Here is an 18,529-nt window from a genome sequence, read left to right as displayed (position 1 = left end):
GGGTGGTTGTGTTGTGTGAGAACTGTATAGTGGACGCGAGTAATAATCTTTATTCTTTTTAGTTCTTGGTATTTTTTGTTTGCATATTGTGTGTGTGTTGTTTTTTAAGGGCACACGGTGGATGCCTTGGCATTATGAGCCGATGAAGGACGTGTAAGGCCGCGATAGGCCTCGGGGAGTTGCCAATAGAGCGTTGATCCGAGGGTGTCCGAATGGGGAAACCTGGCCACAGTTATGTGTGGTTACCCTTCAGTGAATTCATAGCTGTTGTGGGGGTTTACGCGGGGAAGTGAAACATCTCAGTACCCGTAGGAGAAGAAAACAATTGTGATTCCGTTAGTAGTGGCGAACGAACGTGGATGAGGCTAAACCATGTGCGTGTGATACCTGGCAGGGGTTGCGTGTGTGGTGTTGTGGGGTGTGTGCGTGAAAAAGGCTGCCATCTTTTTGCTGGTTTGTGCATGTGTTAGCGGAAGTGGTGTGGGAACGCCTGCCGTAGAAGGTGAGAGTCCTGTACGTGAAAGCATGTGTGCGCTGGTTGTGCATGTCCCCGAGTAGCAGCGGGCTCGTGGAATCTGCTGTGAATCTGCCGGGACCACCCGGTAAGCCTAAATACTTGTAATGACCGATAGCGGATTAGTACCGTGAGGGAATGGTGAAAAGTACCCCGGGAGGGGAGTGAAATAGTACCTGAAACCGTGTGCTTACAATCCGTCAGAGCCTCCTTGTGGGGTGATGGCGTGCCTTTTGAAGAATGAGCCTGCGAGTCAGCGGCATGTCGCGAGGTTAACCTTTTGGTGGGTAGCCGTAGCGAAAGCGAATCCTAACGAGGGTGTTGTTAGTGGCATGTCCTGGACCCGAAGCGGGGTGATCTACCCATGGCCAGTGTGAAGCAGAGGTAAGACTTTGTGGAGGCGCGAACCCACTTAGGTTGAAAACTGAGGGGATGAGCTGTGGGTAGGGGTGAAAGGCCAATCAAACTCCGTGATAGCTGGTTCTCCCCGAAATGCATTTAGGTGCAGCGTTGCGTGTTTCTTGCTGGAGGTAGAGCTACTGGTTGGTTGAGCGGGACTACAATCTTAGCAATGTCAGCCAAACTCCGAATGCCGGTAATGTTATAGCGTGGCAGTGAGACTGCGGGGGATAAGCTCCGTTGGTCGAGAGGGAAACAGCCCAGATCGCCGGTTAAGGCCCCTAAGCGTGTACTAAGTGGAAAAGGATGTGGGATCGCGAAGACAGCCAGGAGGTTGGCTTAGAAGCAGCCATCCTTGAAAGAGTGCGTAATAGCTCACTGGTCGAGTGGTTCTGCGCCGACAATGTAGTGGGGCTCAAGTACACCGCCGAAGCCGCGGCAGTCAACATTTTTGTTGGTTGGGTAGGGGAGCGTCGTGCATGTGGTGAAGCATTTGGGTGACCGGGTGTGGAGTGTGTGCGAGTGAGAATGCAGGCATGAGTAACGAATGAAAAGTGGAAAACTTTTCCGCCGGATGACTAAGGGTTCCTGGGTTAAGCTAATCTTCCCAGGGTGAGTCGGGACCTAAGGCGAGGCCGACAGGCGTAGTCGATGGATAACCAGTTGATATTCTGGTACCCGTGGTGATGCGACAAGTGGTGAATCAGTGGTACTAACCGCCCATTAATTGCATGTGTTCATACTTTGTGTGGGTGTGTGTGGTTGTGCGTGGGACCTTCGTTGGTAGTAGCCAAGTGATGGGGTGACGCAGTGAGGTAGCCGAGCCACTTATTGGATTGTGGTGTAAGCGTGTGGCCCGTGGCATAGGTAAATCCGTGCTGCATATAAGGGTGAGGCGTGATGCGTAGACCTTTTTGGTTGATGTTGGTGATCCTGTACTGTCGAGAAAAGCCTCTAGCGAGTGTCATTATGGCCCGTACCCTAAACCGACACAGGTAGTCAGGTAGAGAATACTAAGGCGATCGGGTGAACTGTGGTTAAGGAACTCGGCAAAATGCCCCCGTAACTTCGGGAGAAGGGGGACCATTGTTGGTGACAGACTGATGGAGCTGATGGTGGTCGCAGAGAATAGAGGGAAGCGACTGTTTATTAAAAACACAGGTCCGTGCGAAAACGTGGAAGTTGATGTATACGGACTGACGCCTGCCCGGTGCTGGAAGGTTAAGAGGACCTGTTAGATCTCTTTTGGGGGTCGAAGCGGAGAATTTAAGCCCCAGTAAACGGCGGTGGTAACTATAACCATCCTAAGGTAGCGAAATTCCTTGTCGGGTAAGTTCCGACCTGCACGAATGGCGTAACGACTTCCCTGCTGTCTCAACCACAGGCCCGGTGAAATTGCAGTACGAGTAAAGATGCTCGTTACGCGCGGCAGGACGAAAAGACCCCGGGACCTTCACTATAGCTTGGTATTGGTGTTTGGTTCGGTTTGTGTAGGATAGGTGGGAGACTGTGATACTGCGCCGCTAGGTGTGGTGGAGTCGCAAGTTGAAATACCACTCTGATCGGATTGAGCACCTTAACCTTGGCCCATGATCTGGGTTGGGGACAGTGCCTGGTGGGTAGTTTAACTGGGGCGGTTGCCTCCTAAAATGTAACGGAGGCGCCCAAAGGTTCCCTCAGCCTGGTTGGCAATCAGGTGGTGAGTGTAAGTGCACAAGGGAGCTTGACTGTGAGACTGACAGGTCGAGCAGGGACGAAAGTCGGGACTAGTGATCCGGCACCTACTTGTGGAAGTGGTGTCGCTCAACGGATAAAAGGTACCCCGGGGATAACAGGCTGATCTTCCCCAAGAGTCCATATCGACGGGATGGTTTGGCACCTCGATGTCGGCTCGTCGCATCCTGGGGCTGGAGTAGGTCCCAAGGGTTGGGCTGTTCGCCCATTAAAGCGGCACGCGAGCTGGGTTTAGAACGTCGTGAGACAGTTCGGTCTCTATCCGCCGTGCGCGTTGAAACTTGAAGAAGGCTGTCCCTAGTACGAGAGGACCGGGACGGACGTACCTCTAGTGTGCCAGTTGTCACGCCCGTGGCAGGGCTGGTTGGCTACGTACGGAAGGGATAACCGCTGAAAGCATCTAAGCGGGAAGCCTGTTTTAAGATGAGGTTTCTTTTGAGGTTCCCTCTAGACGAGGGGGTTGATAGGCCAGATCTGGAAGAGTGGTAACACTTGGAGGTGACTGGTACTAATTTACCGATAAACAACCACCTTTTGTGGTGTGTTAAATAATTGTTGTGCCTGGAGCGTTTGAAAAAGAAGAAGAGTTTTGTTGCTTGTGTTCACTGTGCAGTGTCTGACATGACACGTGTTGTGTGTTGTGTTATATAGGATGTGTTGGTGGTTATAGCGTCGGGGGTACGCCCGGTCCCTTTCCGAACCCGGAAGCTAAGCCCGATTGCGCTGATGGTACTGCACCTGGGAGGGTGTGGGAGAGTAGGTCGCCGCCAACCAAAAAATTTGATACAAACAAAAAAAGATTATGGAGAGTCTAGGTGTGATGCCTTACCCTGTGGGGTGGGTGTGGTGCTTAGACTCTCCTTCTTTTTGTGCATACCCATATTAAAAACCCCGGAAGACAGGGGGTGTTCCCTAGGGATTTTAAGAGGCTGACGGGGGTTAAGCCCTTTTTCCTAGGGAGCTTTTATACGTAGCAGCCTCTTAACAAGCAGGGGCTTTCAGACACCCAATCGCCGTGTAGTAGCCCACGCACAAAGGGGGTAGTCGTGCGATGGGGTGCGCACACTAACATTTCAAGGTTGAATAGACTTGTTACGCTCCTACGGATTTTGATGTAGCAGCTTGGAAACAACCTCAGATAGGAATTAGTTCTATATGTCTATCACCGACTCCAAGAGGCCAGCAGCTCGCGCAGTTGCTCTCACCAAGAGCTATGGGCAAGGCGAGACCATGGTCCGAGCCCTTGATGGCATCGACGTGGAATTCGCTGCCAATGAATTTACTGCGATTATGGGGCCTTCTGGTTCCGGTAAATCTACTTTGATGCACTGCATGGCAGGCTTGGATTCCGTCACCTCGGGGTCGACATTCATTGGAGACACAGATCTTTCGCAGTTGAAAGACAAACAGATGACTGCGCTAAGGCGTGATCGTCTTGGCTTCATCTTCCAATCTTTCAACTTGGTTCCTACATTGACTGCAGCAGAAAACATTACGCTTCCTCGAGACATAGCGGGACGCAAGGTCGATAAGGCGTGGTTTGAGGAAGTGACGCAGCGCCTTGGTCTGAGCCAGCGTTTGAATCATCGTCCAGCTGAATTGTCAGGAGGACAACAACAGCGCGTCGCTTGCGCTCGTGCCTTGGTAGCACAGCCAGAGATTATCTTTGGTGACGAGCCAACAGGAAACTTAGATTCCAACTCTTCGGCTGAGGTTTTGTCGATTCTACGAACTGCCGTAGATCAGGATGGACAGACTGTGGTTATAGTTACCCACGATCCGCGTGCCGCTTCCTACGCAGATCGGGTGGTTTTCCTTGCAGATGGTCGGATCGTTAAAGAGCTACGTGCCCCTTCTGCGGAGGACATCTTGCAGACTATGGCTTCTATTGAGGAGCTGGCGTAGATGGGACAACATTCTGCGAAAGGCAGAGAGCCTTCATATCCGGTCAGTTCTCCTAGTAAAGACAGCTCCACGGCGATGCTTCGCGTGAGCATACGATCCGTGTTGGCCCACAAGGTTCGTTTAGCCTTGACGTTGTTGGCTGTTGTTTTGGGGACAGCTTTTGTCTCAGGTTCCTTGATGTTTACGGCCTCTTTGAGCAAATCATTCGATGCAGTGGTGGACGACAATCTTGCAGGTATTGATGCCGTTGTCTCAGGTAAAGAGAAGCCCATTAATGTTGCAGAGATTGAACAGCTTCGAGCCGACAAAAATGTGAAAGCCGTAGACGTCAATGGATCTACAAACGTTGTTGTGGCTACGGCAGATCGCAAAGCTATACAGACAGGTGCTGGACAAGCTAGCGTCTCCATTTTTCATGGTGAGGGCAGCGCAAGTAACCGACCCGTGAAAATTGCGGAAGGAGTAGAGCCCAAGGACAATGCTGATGTAGTTATTGCCACTGGAACAGCTTCTGCGCACAACATCAAGGTTGGAGATTCTCTTTTAGTTATTGACGCAATGGGACAGCGTGAGGTCAACGTTGTGGGAACGTATGAGCCTGCTTCTTCTAATGCGCCTGGCTTGACCCTTTTAACGTCTGAAGAGGGCTACCTCGCTAATTACACACAAGGGTCCGTTGGATCAGTGATCGTTAAAAGCGCTGGTATGTCTTCTGAAGACTTAGTGAAGTACTTGTCAGAGACCTATCCGCAGTACAAAGTAGACACTGGGGACGCTATAGCCGAACAAATCACTGGAGTTATTAAAAAGGCCCTGAGCTTTGTTAACTATTTCTTGGTAGCGTTTGGTCTGATTGCTCTCCTTGTGGGTACTTTTATCATTGCTAATACCTTCTCCATGATCGTTGCCCAGCGGTTAAAGGAATTTGCACTTCTCCGAGCTTTAGGCGTGTCCAGAAAGCAACTTACCCGTTCGGTTGTATTTGAAGCTGTGATCATCGGCCTCGTCGGCTCCATAATCGGAATCTTTGGGGGTATGGGACTAGTCAGGCTCATCCAGTTTGTGATGGCTAAGTTTGGCATGGAAATTCCCGCAGCTGGTTTAGGTCTTACCGTCACTTCAGTGCTCCTCCCATTAGCGTTGGGCACAATCGTCACGGTGGTGAGTGCATGGGCGCCTGCCCGTCGTGCTGGTGCTGTTCGGCCAGTGGAAGCTATGCGTTCTACAGAAACCGCATCCGAGAGTTCCTTGAAAGTCCGCACTATTTTTGGCGTGGTCGGGATTGGACTGGGTATTGCTGCGGCCTTGGTGGGAATTTTCGCAGAGGATGCAGCTACAAAAACCCGGGCGATTTCCGTGGGCGTTGGCGCTCTGTTCGTGATCGTCGGCGTATTTGCGGCCTCACCCGCAATAAGTATTCCCGTAGTAGGAGCACTGGGACGTGTGCTGGGTGCCCCGTTCGGGGCCGTCGGCAAGCTATCGGCCACCAACTCACGGCGTAACCCTAAGCGAACCGCAACTACTGCGTTTGCGCTCACTTTGGGTGTTGCTCTTGTGACGACGATCGGCATGTTGTCGGCAACGATGAAGAGCAGCATTAGCGACCTTGTGAATAGTGAGGTCAAAGCAGAATTCATCTTGTCTGGCCCTCAGGGCGGGCATTTCCCGGTGCCGGCTGAAGCGGAACAGAAAGTCCGTGAGGTAGAGGGCGTGGATTCTGTGACATCGATGGGCTTTGCACCAGTCACATTGGGAACCTCAAAGCTGGGGGCCGCATCGCATCCGCGCGGTACGGCGTTGGTGAATGGAAAAATCGATGATGTGGTTAATGCTGAAGGCGTGGAGGGAAGTCTTGACCTCACAGCTGCTGACCGCGTCGTAGCCAAGAAGAGTTACTTAGAGGCACAGAACTTAAAAATCGGTGACCAAGTACCGCTGCGGCTGGAAGATGGGACGGAGATCGCCCATGTGACGATCGTCGGTAGTTTCTCCGAGAGCAAGGTTTTGAATGATGTTATTGCTTCGAGCAAAACTATCGAGGGCAAGAACGTCCTCTCAACGACCTCGGTTCTGTTTGTCAACGGTAATGGAAGCAAAACAACTGATGAGCTTCGCGATGGGCTAAATAAAGCCGTTGAAGATTTCCTCGTTGTACGTGTCCAAACATCAAAAGAGTATGCAGGCGAGCAGTCCTCAACGATTACTCAGATGATGAATATTCTGTATGCTCTCCTCGGCCTTGCAGTGGTGATTGCGATTATCGGAATCATCAACACCCTGGCATTGAATGTTATTGAGCGACGCCAGGAGATCGGCATGCTGCGGGCAGTGGGCACCCAGCGTAGGCAGATCCGCACAATGATTTCTATCGAATCAGTGCAGATTGCTCTTTATGGTGCCGTGGTCGGCATCGTCATCGGCCTTGGCCTGGGGTGGGCGTTCCTCAAGGTTCTTTCCTCGCAAGGCCTTGGAACGATCAGTATCCCCATCGCAGAGATCTTATGGCTACTTGTGGGTTCAGCAGTCGTTGGCGTGGTTGCCGCGCTGTGGCCAGCACGGCGTGCGGCTAAGACTCCGCCGTTGGACGCTATAGCGGACTAACCGTTCGCGTATAAAAACCTCGGGTTCACTATCATGTGGGCCCGAGTTTTTCTATAGGTGCATGATGAGACCAGCGCTGCCGATGCCAAGTGCACAGGTTGCCGCCAGGTATACAAGAGCGGCTGCCCAGCGACCTTGGACAATATCTGTTCCCAACTCTTGTGCCAGAGTCGACCAAGTGGATAAAGCGCCTGCGAGTCCAGTACCTACAAACACCATAAGTTCTTGGGGGAGTGCGCTCCGCCATAGCCAAGCGATCAACGCACAGGCAGCAACGTTGGCCACTAAGGTTCCTCGGTAGGGCCCCAGTTTTCCTAACCAGAAACGGCAGACCCCGCCGCAAAACCCACCGAGCAGTACAGCTCCTAGTGCGTAGAGCGTCATGGGACGAGTGGCCTTCTGCGTGTAAGAGCGTTGCCCAGGAGCCATCCGGCGATGCATCCGAAGACGGTAGCGAGGAAGACGCCAGCCGCAGAAAATCCGTTGAGCTGAGGCGTTGCTAGGTAGAGCGCGAAGGCGGAGAAACTAGTGAAGCCTCCGAGAAATCCGGTTCCCCAGAAAGGGCGCGGCCGGAAATACCCCATGAGAGTTGCTCCCACGATATTGATGAGGACGATGGTGGAGGGGGCGTCGATAAGCGATACCTGACTGGTGATGAGGAAACGCGCGGTGGCGCCGAGGGCTGCGCCGCTTCCAACGATCACCGAGAGAGGGACTCTATCCATGAGCTCAAAGCCTACTCCGTCAGTGTGGGGATTGATGTGTCACAAAACCGCACAAATGAGCTGCGTCGGACATCGAAAACCGCGAAGATAGAAGGGATAGACATCGAGCGGACACTAAGGAGCATCATGGCACACGAACGTGCAGGTCAGTTGGCCCAGCCCGAAGATCTTATTGATATTGCAGAAGTGGTGACTGCGTATTACACGCGTCGTCCCGATGTAGATAACCCTGACCAGCAGGTATCTTTTGGAACGTCCGGGCATCGTGGTTCCTCTTTGGACACCGCGTTTAATGAGCAGCATATCCTTGCGATTACGCAGGCCATTGTGGAATATCGGCGGAGCAACAACATTGATGGCCCGCTTTTTATCGGTCGCGACCCGCATGCGCTCAGCGAGCCGGCGATGATCTCCGCCCTTGAAGTATTGCTGGCCAACGATGTGACTGTGCTTGTCGACGACCGCGGCCGCTACACACCAACGCCCGCAGTGTCGCATGCGATCCTTACCTATAACGCGGGCACCCAGGCACAGCGTGCCGACGGAATCGTGATTACGCCCTCACATAATCCGCCACGCGACGGTGGTTTTAAGTACAACCCTCCTAATGGCGGACCTGCGGACACAGATGCCACAGACTGGATTGCCAACCGGGCGAATCAACTGCTCCGCGAGGGCTTGAGCGGAGTTCAGCGGACCTCTGTACAAGGTGTCCTTGACCCGCGAGCCCACGCATACAATTTCCTAGATTCTTATGTTGCGGATCTGCCAAACGTGGTCAATATCGCAGCCATAAGAGACTCCGGGTTGCGTATCGGCGCAGACCCTATGGGCGGGGCATCCGTGGACTATTGGGGTGCGATAGCTGAGCACCACAAGCTCAATATGACGGTTACTAACCCGCTTGTCGATGCCACCTGGCGTTTTATGACCCTAGACACCGACGGAAAAATCCGAATGGACTGCTCCTCGCCTGACTCTATGGCCTCGCTAGTGAGCAACCGAGACAGGTTTGACATATCTACTGGTAACGACGCCGATGCAGACAGACACGGGATAGTCACCCCAGACGCCGGCCTGATGAACCCCAATCACTATCTGGCGGTAGCCATCGATTATCTGTTTACGCATCGCCCCGAATGGTCTACCAACATTGCCGTGGGCAAGACGCTTGTCTCGTCTTCGATGATTGACCGGGTGGTCAGTGGCCTGGGTCGCAAGCTCATCGAGGTGCCCGTAGGCTTCAAGTGGTTTGTGTCTGGCCTTGTGGACGGCTCCGTGGGGTTTGGTGGCGAGGAATCCGCAGGGGCATCGTTTTTGCGTCACGATGCAACCGTGTGGTCTACCGACAAAGACGGACTTATCCTCAACCTTCTCGCTGCGGAAATAGCTGCGGTGACCGGGAAGAGTCCGTCGCAACGCTATGCGGAACTAGCACAGACCTACGGCGCCCCTGTTTACGCGCGTATCGACGCCCCCGCCAACCGCGAACAAAAAGTAACGTTGAAAGGGCTTTCTCCGGAGGCCGTCGTGGCTACCGAGCTAGCGGGTGAAGCCATTACCGCGAAACTTACCCATGCGCCCTGCAATGGCGCGGCACTTGGTGGGCTTAAAGTGACTACCGACAACGCCTGGTTTGCTGCGCGGCCTTCAGGAACAGAGCAGAAGTACAAAATTTATGCTGAGTCCTTCCTCGGAGAAGCACACCTACAGCAGGTGCAACGGGAGGCACAAGAGCTTGTGGATGGGATACTCCGAGCTTAAGCAACCTGGTGGTGAGGCCTAGTGCTGGTGGCGTAATGAACTCTTCCAGCACTTCCCTCCACCCTAAAGCTGCATTAGAGTTTAGGTTTGTGTCTGAAAATACGATGAGGCGTTCCAGAAAGACTATGGCGTTAGATGCCATGAGCTTCTTCGCGCGCTTCTTTATGGCTTATATCTGGATCTCGGCGGGTATCTCTAAAACCGGATCGCATCTAGAGACAGCGCAATCGGTAAAAGCGTATGAGATTTTTAGCGATACGTGGGCTAACTGGATTTCCATAATTATCGGCCCGTTGGAGATCGCCGGCGGTGTTTTGCTGCTGCTGGGAATATTCCTACGCAAGGCAAGCTGGGTCTCCACCTTTGTCATGGTGTTGTTCATCGTTGGACTTTCCCAAGCGTGGGCCCGGGGGCTTAGCATCGACTGTGGTTGTTTTGGTCCACAGGGAATTACAGAAAACACCGCTGTTGATTACGCAAAAGTGATAGCTAGAGACATCGTCTTTGTCGTGCTGTCGCTTTGGACGGTGTACCGCCCCTTTAAAAAGTGGGCCCTGTACGCATAAAAACATGATGTGTTGCGGGGAGTCTTCTCTACCTCCCCAAGACCACGTATTATGGCATCAATTGAGTCTGAAAGCTCATCACCCATGTTTCTTCCGTCTGCAAAGTACGTAGCTCGTGGGTGAGAACAACGACAAGAAACAAGGTTGTAAAAATAGTGAGTAGTGCATCCTCCGTGAAAAGGGTTAAAAACCCTACTGAGAAGTCCAATGGTTTCCTCTGGGCTATCCTGGCGCTTCTGGTAGTGGTCATCGCTGTGGTCGCTTTTATTGTGATCCAAGGTCGAGGCGCTCAGGCAGATAAATTTGCAGATCGCGAACGTGAGTCAGTCTCTTTCGGCGGTGCAGTAACGGACAACGCGATCCAGTTGAAAGCGGCAAACGCAAAGTCTGATGCCAAGAAGATTGATCTCTACGAGGATTACTCCTGCTCCCACTGTGCTGAGCTAGGAAAAGCAACAGACAAGCCGATGAAGGAAGCCATTGAAAAAGGCGAAATCGTGGTTAACCTGCGATTCCTTAACTTCCTCGATCGCGGAAACGAAGACGGCAGCTCCAGCAAAGGCGGCGCGGCTGCGCTAGCCATTGCTAACGCTGGTGAGTGGGAAGCCTACTGGAACTACCGCACGCTGCTCATGGAAGAACAGAACAGCATCTACGGACAGTGGAACAACGACGACTTTGCCAACGCAGCCAAGAACGTCGGCGCATCCGATGAAGTAGTACAGAAGATTCGTGAGGGCGCTGAAAAGCAGCACTTCCTTGACGCTGCTAAGGCTAATACTGAGAAGCTAGAGAAGGACAGCGGAAAAGTTTCCTCACCGCGCGTCTTTATCGACGGCAAGGAAGTCACCGAGAGCATTAATACCTGGATTACCCAGGCTACTTCCTAAGTACAGCTGAACACATAAGACAGCGACGCCACCTTGTAGGGTCGCTGTCTTTTTGTGGTATTTGTGCTGGTTGATGTGTGCGTATATCGGTGCTCGGCCCAGAATTTGGTAAATCCATCATCGATGACTACCATCTTGAACAGAAGAACGACGCGTACGCGCGAAGTTCACATCTGGGGCTATGGCGCAGCTGGTAGCGCACCACACTGGCAGTGTGGGGGTCACGGGTTCGAATCCCGTTAGCTCCACAGAATGCCCCTCACCTAAACACAAGGTGAGGGGCTATTTTCATACCTACATCACGCGCGGTTCTCACGATCCCACGACAACCCCACGACATCCGCCAAAATTCCCCCCAACGTCTCACCGACAGAATCCAGATCATCATCAAACAGCGCCGCATACGTATCCAACGTCATCGCAGCCGAAGCATGCCCCAACTGCTTCTGAACCACCTCCACATTCGCGCCCGCACTCACCAAAAGCCCCGCCGCCACATGCCTAAGCCCATGAGGGGTAAGGCTCGGAAAATGAGGATCTTCTTCCCGAGCTTTCTCAACCGCTGCACGAAACCAGCCGGTCGTAGAATTTACAGGGCGCAGGGGTTCGCCATTAGCCCACGTAAAAACCCACGCGTCCGGGGTCTTCCCTCGGCATTGCTCGTGCAGCATGCGTGAGACCGGCAGGCTCAAAGAAACCTCACGGCGCTCATGCGTCTTAGGTGCCGATGCCACCCAATCCTTCTTCACATACGACACCGAGCGCTACACCGTGATTCGAGCACGGTCAAAATCAATATCTTCGACTTTCAGCCCGGCCAGCTCGCCCCAACGCAGCCCCACGGTTCCCAAAACCCACACGATGGCCACACGATCCCTCCTAGTATCACCCGCAGCCGTGGCGAGGGTGGAGAGCTGCTTAGGGGTGAGGGTGGAGAGCTGCTTAGGGGTGAGGGTGGAGAGCTGCTTAGGGGTGAGGAAAACTTTTACAGGCGCGCTCTTCCGTGGGAGCTTCACCCCGTGCGCAGGATTGGTAAGGATAAGCCCATCCGCTACAGCCACGTCAAGGATTTGGGAAAGCACATTATGGACATTGCGGACCGTGGATCCTGATTTGCCCATGCCAGATACCCACGTCTGAATGTTGGAGGTGCGAATCGCGCCGACCTGCCAGCCTCCCCACTGCTCGACAACGCGGGCGCGGATAGGCCTGTCACGATCAAGGGTGGAGGTCTTGAGGTGTTGCCTGCCTGCCCACCACAAAGTGGCTAATTCCGACACTGTGATTTTCCCGTGTTGTGGGTTGATCCATGACCCCTCGGTGATCGTTGTGGCGTTCTTATCTGCCCATTGTTGGGCTTCTGTTTTGGTGCGGAAGCCTTGCTTGGTGCGTGATTTTCCGTCGGGGCTGCGGTACTGTACCCGCCACGCGGTGCCTTTTGCTGTGTCGTATTTTTTGATGGAGGCCATGAGATAGACTTCTCCCTAGGTCAGTGATTTTTGATGATTGCTGCCTTGCCTCTTTGCTCGTGTTGATTGGCGTCGATCGAGCAAAGAGGCCGTTTATGTTTTTTACCTATACAGACATTCCTTCATGGCTTGATCAGCCATATCTTCTAATGTTCTCCGGGTAGTTTTCGGGGTGATGTTACCGTTGTGTTCAGATCATGCTGAGGCTTGTTGTGGTAGCTGTTGCCAGGCTTCGATGATTTCGACGGTGACGCCGAGCTCGTGGGCTAGGCGTGCTGGGTGCGGGCCGTAGATCGTCTCTGCTGTAGCGTACTCAACGGGGGAGATGAGGAGCCGGGCTGCGAAGCGGTTGGCTCGCTGCTCCCGGAATCCGGTGTGCCCTGGAGGGTCATTGTGGTGTGCGTGTCCGAGCTCGTGAGCATAGGGTCTGCACATCGTCCATGCCCACCCTCACGCTGATGGTGTGGGTGTGGGGTAGCCAGGCTGCTTTTGGTCCACCGCGGTGCCAGCGGATGCGGTAGCCGCGGGCTTCGGCGGCGTCGATAAGGGCATCAATCATGGACACTCTGCTTCCGTTCGCCTTGTTTTTCGTCCTTTCCACTTGCGAAGACGCTTGCGAGTGCAACAAGGTCGAATGCCGCGATGATGCTGGCGCTGATCACATGGCCGAGGAATGCAAGGTAGGCGCAGAAGACCAACACCGCAACTACTGCTATGAGACCGAATATTTGACCGCGCTTGGCGATGGTTCCAGGTTCGACGTAGGGCAGCGTGCGGGCTTTATGGTCTGCGTCGATTTGGGCGTTGATGGCTTTGACGTAGGCCTGGTAAAGCTCAGGGGTGTCCTTCCTCATCCGGGTCATTTCGTCTAGGTCGGGAGTGAGGAGAGGTAGATGGAGGTGATTTTCCTGCAGGTAGGCGGTGACCTGAGCTAGGAGAATTGGGTTTTCTCTAAGCTCGTCTGCGCTGAAGCTCGGAGGAGCTGCTGGTTGATATTGGTTCTGGCTGCTGGCGGCAGGAGTTTCTGGGCTTGCCTGTACGTCGTTTGGCCGCTGAGGTCCATGAGGCTGCCGAGGCCCGTAAGGAACGCCCGGCGTTTGCGGCTGGGGTTCATGATTGTCATGGTTCATTACCTTACCGTTTTCTGTTGGTCTAAGTGAAGTGCGGGTTTCAAAACCTGTTTGAAAGTGCCTGGTTAGGTGAATCTCTTTCTAATTAGGAAAGGTGTTGTGACCAGGCTTTTGTAAAAGTCTTTTACCTTTTAGTCAACTGGGTTCTCGCCTCTCCTTAGTCGTTCTTCTGTTTCGTCTGGGCTGGAGTCTGCCGCGTGTGGCAGGCTTTCGTCCCAATCCATGACGGTGCCGTCATCATCGCTTAGGGGTTTGACACTCGGGGGAGTAGCGGGGGTGCTACGACGGCGTTTAGCAAGGTCATCGCGCTGCTGGTAGTCGATGCTTTCGCCGGTGGGATATCCGAATAGGCGGTTAGCTTCGGGGTCTGATCTGCGCATGATCTCGTCAAGCAGTTGCTGGTTCGATGCGTCGCTGAGGGCTATCCCGCCTACTTTGATTTCCCGGAGTTTTGCCTCGGCTTCGGTGATGAACTCAGCTGCAACGAGAGCCTCCAAGACGTTGGCGTTGTAGGACCGGGCGATTTTCACAACAAAGTCAGGGTCAGCACGTGCACCCTTCTTCCAGCGGGTGAAGTTGGAGGAGCTGATGTCTGATTTTTTAGCGGCTTCGGTGGCGTTGTCTCCATCCATGAGTCCGCTTAAATATTTCCACCACTGCGTACAAGTCATACCCGCATTGTATATTGCAGACCTGCAAAAGTGTAAGATATTGCAGCAAAATAAAAAAACTTGCAGCGCTAAAAAAGCGTGTATAGTGAATTACAGTGCAGCAAAACAGAATTGCATCACTGAAATTACAGCAGGTGGAAGGAGCGAAATGGCCACCATTGACACAACAAAAGTACGCCAAGAATGGGTAGGCAAAACACTAGGCGAGATCGAAACAATCACACGATTCGCGGAAATCCTAGGGGTCCCACCATCAACCGCATCACGCTGGATCGAGCCAGGAAAAGATGCAAATGGTCGCTTCATAGGAGCGGTGCTCAACAACTTTCCAGTGAACTTCGACGACGTGTTCGTCACAGTCCGAGAGGAGCTACCAGCGGAACGAGTCCGGCTACGCCGCCGGTATGTCGCGTAAAAGAAACTAATTGGAGAAAGGTTTGAAAAATGGAAAAATCCCAAAAACGCAGAAAGCGCCGGTAGTTGCAGCTACCGACGCACTCCGCGAAGCGAAACTAGTCGCCCAGAATTCGGTCTTCTGCCTCAGCAAAGCTCAGACCGCTCTGGAGAAGGCGCGCTTCGAGTCCAAGAACATAAGCCGCAACGTCAGATAGCTTCGACTCCATCTCTGACCGTAGTGCTATATGTTCTGCTGTCATATGGACTAACGCAATCGCCACAGCTGGCCCAGGGTCAGAACCTTCCTTCAATGCCTCTCGGATTGAATCCTGCATTTCCGTTAGCTTCTCTTCGCCATCCATATTCATTTCGGCAATCATTTCCCAAGTTAACAATTTCTTCCACCTCCTCCCCAGCACCAGATGTGCTATTCGAAATCTTACTTATCGAAAATGAAAACGCCTTTTCGGGGGAGGTAGAGGGGTAAAGAAAAACCCCTTGCAGGAACAAGAGGCGAAAACAAAACAACTAATAGAAAGGCTATCACAATGTCAGACTTAATTCCATTGACCAACAACGACGGCATCCAAGCTGTCATGGGACGCGACCTACATCGATTCTTGGAAGTTGGTGCCGAATATCGTCACTGGTTCCCTCGCATGATCGCGTATGGCTTTGAAGAGGGGAAAGACTACACGGTCAAAAATGACCGGGTACAAGATTCCCTAGGGTACGAGCGTGAAGCTACTAATCATATTCTCACGATGGATACGGCGAAAGAGCTATCCATGGTGCAGAACAATGCCAAGGGACGCGAAGCCCGCCAGTATTTTTTTGAGTGCGAGAAGCGGGTGGCAGCTGTGCCGCAGTTAACTGGTGCGCAGCTCATGGCTAAGGCGCTGCTTGAAGCTGAGTCGACGATGAAAGAGCTGGAGGACCGTGCGACTACGGCAGAAGCAATCATATAAGCAGCGGCCCTGGCACTCGAGTATCACGAAAAGTTCATCGCTGAAGATGACGATGTAACGAAGATTGATGATTTCGTTCGTGTTTACGGCTCTACTGGCCCGAAGGTGAGGGGAATGTTGATCAGTAAGAATATCGCTTTCCGTACACGGGTAGGCGCCCGATGGTCCGACTCAAAACAGATGATGGAACCGCAGTATGAATGGCGTGCTCGCGCCGGGCGTGCAACATACGACTGGTTCCGGCTATGTCCGCAGCATGACGCTCCGCGTCTACATAACGGTCAGGTTCGTCAGATCCTATATGTGAAGACGTTCCATATGGACGAGCTGGCTAAGCGCCTGGGGTTGGAGGGGCGCGATTCACGACACCCTTAAAAAGAGGCATAGAAAAATGCTCGACCGAGAACAATTTATCCCTACTCATCACGCCATTGAGCACGGATATCTGCCCCCGAGTATTCCATCTCCAAAGGGGCTCCATCTAGGAGATGAACCTTAACAGTGAAATACATACACCTCCAGGGGTGAATCTTTTGGATAAGTTCAATGTCTGTATGTTCACCAATGTTGATAGGGCGAAGGCTCATATGCCTATTCGGTATCTGGTCGCTTGCTATATCAATTCGCTCAATATTTTCAATACCCGGATTATGCACGCGCACCTTATTGCCATCTAAAGGTTCAAGGAAGAAGCGTTTTTGCTCGGCAGCAAGCGCCATCTTCTGAGTCTTCGCAACAGATTCCGCTGCCTGTAACGCGCGTTCTGCCTGGGTTTTAGATTCCTTGGCCTGGTGATGTGCATAGATACCGCCGCATATCGATGCGATCGCTCCAATGGTGGTTGCGATTGTGCCTATGAGCTGGGGAATGTCCATGAATAAGGATTTTAACCCACCGGCAGTCGGGGGGGGGGATACTGTCACAGTGACAAAACGAAAGAAGGTTTATTAGAAATGGAAATTTTTACCGTCGTGCAAGTTACGCAAAAGGAACAGGTTTCACCAACTACGGTTTACCAGGCGATTTACCGTGGCGATCTGGTTCCCATGGGGCGCACCGGCAACGGGCTACGTGCTCATTACCGCTTCACTGAGCAGAACATCGCCGACTGGCTCGGTGGCACCACTGCTGCTGCATAAAAGGGTTAAGTAGTAGGAAGCGTGTCCGTTTTGATGGTTGTTGCTTAACCTTTATTTCAGAATTCCTATGGACTCGTTTGTCGGTCCGATGGTGTCGAACAGGGGGATATAAACAAGATTAAGGTCGAAGTCTCGACAAGGCACAAGGTCTATCGGGCACGCCTGTATAAGTAATATGAGAACTGGACTTGCAAGCTATGGTGGTTGATTCTTTCTAAAATTTGTAGGGGAAGAAGATATCTCCACTGGGACCGAGCAGGGCGCCTGCCCTGCGCCGTACTTCTCGGAATGTGACGGGGAAATCGCCCTCTGTATAAGGTAGGTGATTTGAGACGTTAGGGTAAAGCACTACTTAAGTGCTCCTCTTTGAATTGCAATTTCTATAATGGCGTTTTTAGTACCGGTGACTGCGGGCTGCGATTGGGCAACAGCTGCAACGATAAACAGGAATAGGGTGATGATCGTTGATTGCAGACTATGCCCGTTCCACTTTGAAAACATTAGATAAAGGACGATAAAACTAAGCGATATTGTCCAAAGGGTGCAGAATATTAAACCTTGCATACTCCTGAGAAGTGCAAAGGCCTTCAATCCACCCAGCTCCTCAGCTGGGTTTTTACCAGCTATGTATCTCACTTCGATGGCCTTCCGACGAAGAATGTTATCGAGGATGTTTTCTACTAACAGAAAACACATCAGTACAAGGAGAATCGCAACAGTGATTTGTTCTCCAAGCGAACGCGGTTGCGCATCGGATGCTACAAACCGTGCGATTGGAAAAATTGTTCCGGCGGTTCCCCACAGGAGATACGTGCCAGATAGAGACCCTCTTGCATATAGTGAAGCCTCCAACTCGAGTCTTCTGTTTTTGAGCATCCGAATCCTCTCTGAATGTTCTTCATTGTCAATAATGTTTTGGATGCGGCTAAGTTGGTTGTCAATCCGCCTAGATTTTGTAGCTTCTCCGATGGCAATGAGGATCGCCACTAGCGAGGAAAATGCAGCAATTGCCCCACTTGTAAATGTGAAGAGATCAATTTGCTCTGGTAATAGCTTCATACGTTTAAGAATAAACATCGGAGTCTTCGTATGATCCGGTGCTCACTCTATATGCCAGTTGCTCGTGAGATTCGGGTATAGTCTTAACTCACTTAGTAATCCATTAAACTTGACTGAGAGATATTAACATTTGCTCGGAGGGGGCAACGGTTTTCAAAAGCCACTTCATGGGACTACAGATTCCGGCTTTAATAGCGGCAATGGTCACAGCATGTCCAGAAGGTTCAGCGTCCGGTAAATATCGTTTACCGGTGGGGATGATGTAAAGACTAGGGGGCGAAGGGAGAGGTCTCTTAACTTTGTAGATTGCTATTCCTTCAGACATAACGACCAGAGGAAGCGTTGTATCTGGACTGCGCTTATATGGCTTTTGGGTGAAAGGGATGTAGGCGTTTTGTTGGGCAGCTTTCTCTGTACGCTACTGTAATCATTCGATGGTCTGTGGCTAGCACGCGCGTAAAATCTAGTTCACTGGATGAAGTACGAATAGAAGATCTGTTGACGTATTAATAAATACGAAGGCAAGAAAACCGGGTGCGGCATCTCGTATGTTATAGACGATCAAAACAGGGGAGTGTTAGTTGATATCCCGCCCAGTA

At 52.2% G+C, this 18,529-nt stretch carries 20 protein-coding genes, 1 tRNA gene and 2 rRNA genes; 12 read left to right on the top strand and 11 right to left on the bottom strand.

What is annotated here, in order from left to right; translation table 11 throughout:
- Positions 1-94 precede the first annotated feature (94 nt).
- From CKV68_RS04380 to CKV68_RS04365, 4 genes are all read left to right on the top strand, one after another.
- Positions 95-3,180, top strand: a 23S ribosomal RNA gene (locus tag CKV68_RS04380).
- A 123-nt stretch (positions 3,181-3,303) separates the two neighbouring features.
- Positions 3,304-3,420: ribosomal RNA gene (gene rrf / locus CKV68_RS04375) — 5S ribosomal RNA — on the top strand.
- 382 nt (positions 3,421-3,802) lie between these two features.
- Positions 3,803-4,552: an ABC transporter ATP-binding protein gene (locus CKV68_RS04370; RefSeq protein ID WP_014526184.1), complete on the top strand. Its 750-nt coding sequence runs from the start codon at positions 3,803-3,805 to the stop codon at positions 4,550-4,552.
- Complete coding sequence (locus CKV68_RS04365) at positions 4,553-7,153, top strand: ABC transporter permease (protein ID WP_095075674.1); 2,601 nt, start codon at positions 4,553-4,555, stop codon at positions 7,151-7,153.
- Positions 7,154-7,204: 51 nt separating this feature from the next.
- On the opposite strand, the gene CKV68_RS04360 is transcribed toward CKV68_RS04365, so the two are convergent.
- Positions 7,205-7,537 carry a FluC/FEX family fluoride channel gene (locus tag CKV68_RS04360; RefSeq protein ID WP_095075673.1) on the bottom strand — a complete coding sequence of 111 codons (333 nt, stop codon included), beginning with the start codon at positions 7,535-7,537 and terminating at the stop codon, positions 7,205-7,207.
- The gene (locus tag CKV68_RS04355; protein WP_038622275.1) at positions 7,534-7,878 is read right to left on the bottom strand and encodes a fluoride efflux transporter family protein; all 345 of its coding nucleotides are present in this window, start codon (positions 7,876-7,878) and stop codon (positions 7,534-7,536) included. Before CKV68_RS04355 ends, CKV68_RS04360 begins: the two co-directional genes overlap by 4 nt.
- Before the next feature lie 126 nt (positions 7,879-8,004).
- Between CKV68_RS04355 and pgm the strand changes: the two genes are divergently transcribed.
- The 4 genes from pgm (at position 8,005) to CKV68_RS04335 (ending at position 11,346) form a co-directional block, all read left to right on the top strand.
- The gene (pgm, locus tag CKV68_RS04350; protein ID WP_095075672.1) at positions 8,005-9,642 is read left to right on the top strand and encodes a phosphoglucomutase (alpha-D-glucose-1,6-bisphosphate-dependent); all 1,638 of its coding nucleotides are present in this window, start codon (positions 8,005-8,007) and stop codon (positions 9,640-9,642) included.
- 104 nt (positions 9,643-9,746) lie between these two features.
- Positions 9,747-10,208, top strand: coding sequence for a DoxX family protein (locus CKV68_RS04345; RefSeq protein ID WP_095076231.1), 462 nt, complete (start codon positions 9,747-9,749; stop codon positions 10,206-10,208).
- A 155-nt stretch (positions 10,209-10,363) separates the two neighbouring features.
- Complete coding sequence (locus tag CKV68_RS04340; RefSeq protein ID WP_095075671.1) at positions 10,364-11,098, top strand: DsbA family protein; 735 nt, start codon at positions 10,364-10,366, stop codon at positions 11,096-11,098.
- Positions 11,099-11,273: 175 nt separating this feature from the next.
- Positions 11,274-11,346: transfer RNA gene (locus CKV68_RS04335), tRNA-Ala, on the top strand.
- A 51-nt stretch (positions 11,347-11,397) separates the two neighbouring features.
- On the opposite strand, the gene CKV68_RS11365 is transcribed toward CKV68_RS04335, so the two are convergent.
- The 6 genes from CKV68_RS11365 to CKV68_RS04310 form a co-directional block, all read right to left on the bottom strand.
- The gene (locus CKV68_RS11365; protein ID WP_231910462.1) at positions 11,398-11,832 is read right to left on the bottom strand and encodes a tyrosine-type recombinase/integrase; all 435 of its coding nucleotides are present in this window, start codon (positions 11,830-11,832) and stop codon (positions 11,398-11,400) included.
- 30 nt (positions 11,833-11,862) lie between these two features.
- Entirely contained in the window at positions 11,863-12,567 is a 705-nt protein-coding gene (locus CKV68_RS11360) for an Arm DNA-binding domain-containing protein (protein WP_095075669.1), read from the bottom strand.
- Positions 12,568-12,762: 195 nt separating this feature from the next.
- On the bottom strand, positions 12,763-13,002 hold the full coding sequence (locus CKV68_RS04320; protein WP_231910461.1) for an ImmA/IrrE family metallo-endopeptidase: 240 nt from the start codon (positions 13,000-13,002) through the stop codon (positions 12,763-12,765).
- Positions 12,956-13,126: a hypothetical protein gene (locus CKV68_RS11355; protein ID WP_231910460.1), complete on the bottom strand. Its 171-nt coding sequence runs from the start codon at positions 13,124-13,126 to the stop codon at positions 12,956-12,958. The genes CKV68_RS04320 and CKV68_RS11355 overlap by 47 nt, the downstream gene beginning before the upstream one ends.
- A complete protein-coding gene (locus tag CKV68_RS04315; RefSeq protein ID WP_095075668.1) occupies positions 13,119-13,697 on the bottom strand; it encodes a hypothetical protein in 579 nt (192 codons plus the stop codon). The genes CKV68_RS11355 and CKV68_RS04315 overlap by 8 nt, the downstream gene beginning before the upstream one ends.
- 131 nt (positions 13,698-13,828) lie before the next feature.
- The gene (locus CKV68_RS04310) at positions 13,829-14,368 is read right to left on the bottom strand and encodes a hypothetical protein (protein ID WP_145955123.1); all 540 of its coding nucleotides are present in this window, start codon (positions 14,366-14,368) and stop codon (positions 13,829-13,831) included.
- Between the two features lie 148 nt (positions 14,369-14,516).
- Between CKV68_RS04310 and CKV68_RS04305 the strand changes: the two genes are divergently transcribed.
- Positions 14,517-14,783: a hypothetical protein gene (locus CKV68_RS04305; protein ID WP_231910459.1), complete on the top strand. Its 267-nt coding sequence runs from the start codon at positions 14,517-14,519 to the stop codon at positions 14,781-14,783.
- A 97-nt stretch (positions 14,784-14,880) separates the two neighbouring features.
- Here CKV68_RS04305 and CKV68_RS04300 read toward each other — a convergent pair whose 3' ends face one another.
- The gene (locus CKV68_RS04300; protein ID WP_231910458.1) at positions 14,881-15,132 is read right to left on the bottom strand and encodes a hypothetical protein; all 252 of its coding nucleotides are present in this window, start codon (positions 15,130-15,132) and stop codon (positions 14,881-14,883) included.
- 180 nt (positions 15,133-15,312) lie between these two features.
- Between CKV68_RS04300 and CKV68_RS04295 the strand changes: the two genes are divergently transcribed.
- The gene (locus CKV68_RS04295; protein ID WP_095075666.1) at positions 15,313-15,732 is read left to right on the top strand and encodes an antA/AntB antirepressor family protein; all 420 of its coding nucleotides are present in this window, start codon (positions 15,313-15,315) and stop codon (positions 15,730-15,732) included.
- 114 nt (positions 15,733-15,846) lie between these two features.
- A complete protein-coding gene (locus tag CKV68_RS04290; RefSeq protein ID WP_095075665.1) occupies positions 15,847-16,107 on the top strand; it encodes a hypothetical protein in 261 nt (86 codons plus the stop codon).
- A gap of 41 nt (positions 16,108-16,148) precedes the next feature.
- Here CKV68_RS04290 and CKV68_RS04285 read toward each other — a convergent pair whose 3' ends face one another.
- Positions 16,149-16,607: a hypothetical protein gene (locus CKV68_RS04285; RefSeq protein WP_095075664.1), complete on the bottom strand. Its 459-nt coding sequence runs from the start codon at positions 16,605-16,607 to the stop codon at positions 16,149-16,151.
- A gap of 78 nt (positions 16,608-16,685) precedes the next feature.
- Here CKV68_RS04285 and CKV68_RS04280 point away from each other — a divergent pair, with 78 nt between their 5' ends.
- Positions 16,686-16,871 (top strand): helix-turn-helix domain-containing protein, encoded by a 186-nt coding sequence (locus tag CKV68_RS04280; RefSeq protein WP_095075663.1) that lies wholly within the window; start codon positions 16,686-16,688, stop codon positions 16,869-16,871.
- 348 nt (positions 16,872-17,219) lie between these two features.
- Here the strand turns inward: CKV68_RS04280 and CKV68_RS04275 are convergent, their stop codons facing one another.
- Positions 17,220-17,930: a hypothetical protein gene (locus tag CKV68_RS04275; RefSeq protein WP_145955122.1), complete on the bottom strand. Its 711-nt coding sequence runs from the start codon at positions 17,928-17,930 to the stop codon at positions 17,220-17,222.
- Positions 17,931-18,529: the final 599 nt, after the last annotated feature.

Origin of the sequence: Corynebacterium ulcerans (genome assembly GCF_900187135.1) — a bacterium.
Classification (GTDB): domain Bacteria; phylum Actinomycetota; class Actinomycetes; order Mycobacteriales; family Mycobacteriaceae; genus Corynebacterium; species Corynebacterium ulcerans.
The sequence above is the reverse complement of the archived record's forward strand: the minus strand, read 5'-3'. Positions and strand labels throughout refer to the sequence as shown.

What these genes read in the sequence shown, in the direction of transcription:
- CKV68_RS04370 (WP_014526184.1), top strand. Translation starts at nt 3,803, where the DNA reads ATGTCTATCACCGACTCCAAGAGGCCAGCAGCTCGCGCAGTTGCTCTC.
- CKV68_RS04365 (WP_095075674.1), top strand. Translation starts at nt 4,553, where the DNA reads ATGGGACAACATTCTGCGAAAGGCAGAGAGCCTTCATATCCGGTCAGT.
- CKV68_RS04360 (WP_095075673.1), bottom strand. Translation starts at nt 7,537, where the DNA reads ATGACGCTCTACGCACTAGGAGCTGTACTGCTCGGTGGGTTTTGCGGC.
- CKV68_RS04355 (WP_038622275.1), bottom strand. Translation starts at nt 7,878, where the DNA reads ATGGATAGAGTCCCTCTCTCGGTGATCGTTGGAAGCGGCGCAGCCCTC.
- pgm (WP_095075672.1), top strand. Translation starts at nt 8,005, where the DNA reads ATGGCACACGAACGTGCAGGTCAGTTGGCCCAGCCCGAAGATCTTATT.
- CKV68_RS04345 (WP_095076231.1), top strand. Translation starts at nt 9,747, where the DNA reads ATGAGGCGTTCCAGAAAGACTATGGCGTTAGATGCCATGAGCTTCTTC.
- CKV68_RS11360 (WP_095075669.1), bottom strand. Translation starts at nt 12,567, where the DNA reads ATGGCCTCCATCAAAAAATACGACACAGCAAAAGGCACCGCGTGGCGG.
- CKV68_RS04320 (WP_231910461.1), bottom strand. Translation starts at nt 13,002, where the DNA reads ATGTGCAGACCCTATGCTCACGAGCTCGGACACGCACACCACAATGAC.
- CKV68_RS11355 (WP_231910460.1), bottom strand. Translation starts at nt 13,126, where the DNA reads ATGATTGATGCCCTTATCGACGCCGCCGAAGCCCGCGGCTACCGCATC.
- CKV68_RS04315 (WP_095075668.1), bottom strand. Translation starts at nt 13,697, where the DNA reads ATGAACCATGACAATCATGAACCCCAGCCGCAAACGCCGGGCGTTCCT.
- CKV68_RS04310 (WP_145955123.1), bottom strand. Translation starts at nt 14,368, where the DNA reads ATGACTTGTACGCAGTGGTGGAAATATTTAAGCGGACTCATGGATGGA.
- CKV68_RS04305 (WP_231910459.1), top strand. Translation starts at nt 14,517, where the DNA reads ATGGCCACCATTGACACAACAAAAGTACGCCAAGAATGGGTAGGCAAA.
- CKV68_RS04300 (WP_231910458.1), bottom strand. Translation starts at nt 15,132, where the DNA reads ATGAATATGGATGGCGAAGAGAAGCTAACGGAAATGCAGGATTCAATC.
- CKV68_RS04295 (WP_095075666.1), top strand. Translation starts at nt 15,313, where the DNA reads ATGTCAGACTTAATTCCATTGACCAACAACGACGGCATCCAAGCTGTC.
- CKV68_RS04290 (WP_095075665.1), top strand. Translation starts at nt 15,847, where the DNA reads ATGTTGATCAGTAAGAATATCGCTTTCCGTACACGGGTAGGCGCCCGA.
- CKV68_RS04285 (WP_095075664.1), bottom strand. Translation starts at nt 16,607, where the DNA reads ATGGACATTCCCCAGCTCATAGGCACAATCGCAACCACCATTGGAGCG.
- CKV68_RS04280 (WP_095075663.1), top strand. Translation starts at nt 16,686, where the DNA reads ATGGAAATTTTTACCGTCGTGCAAGTTACGCAAAAGGAACAGGTTTCA.
- CKV68_RS04275 (WP_145955122.1), bottom strand. Translation starts at nt 17,930, where the DNA reads ATGAAGCTATTACCAGAGCAAATTGATCTCTTCACATTTACAAGTGGG.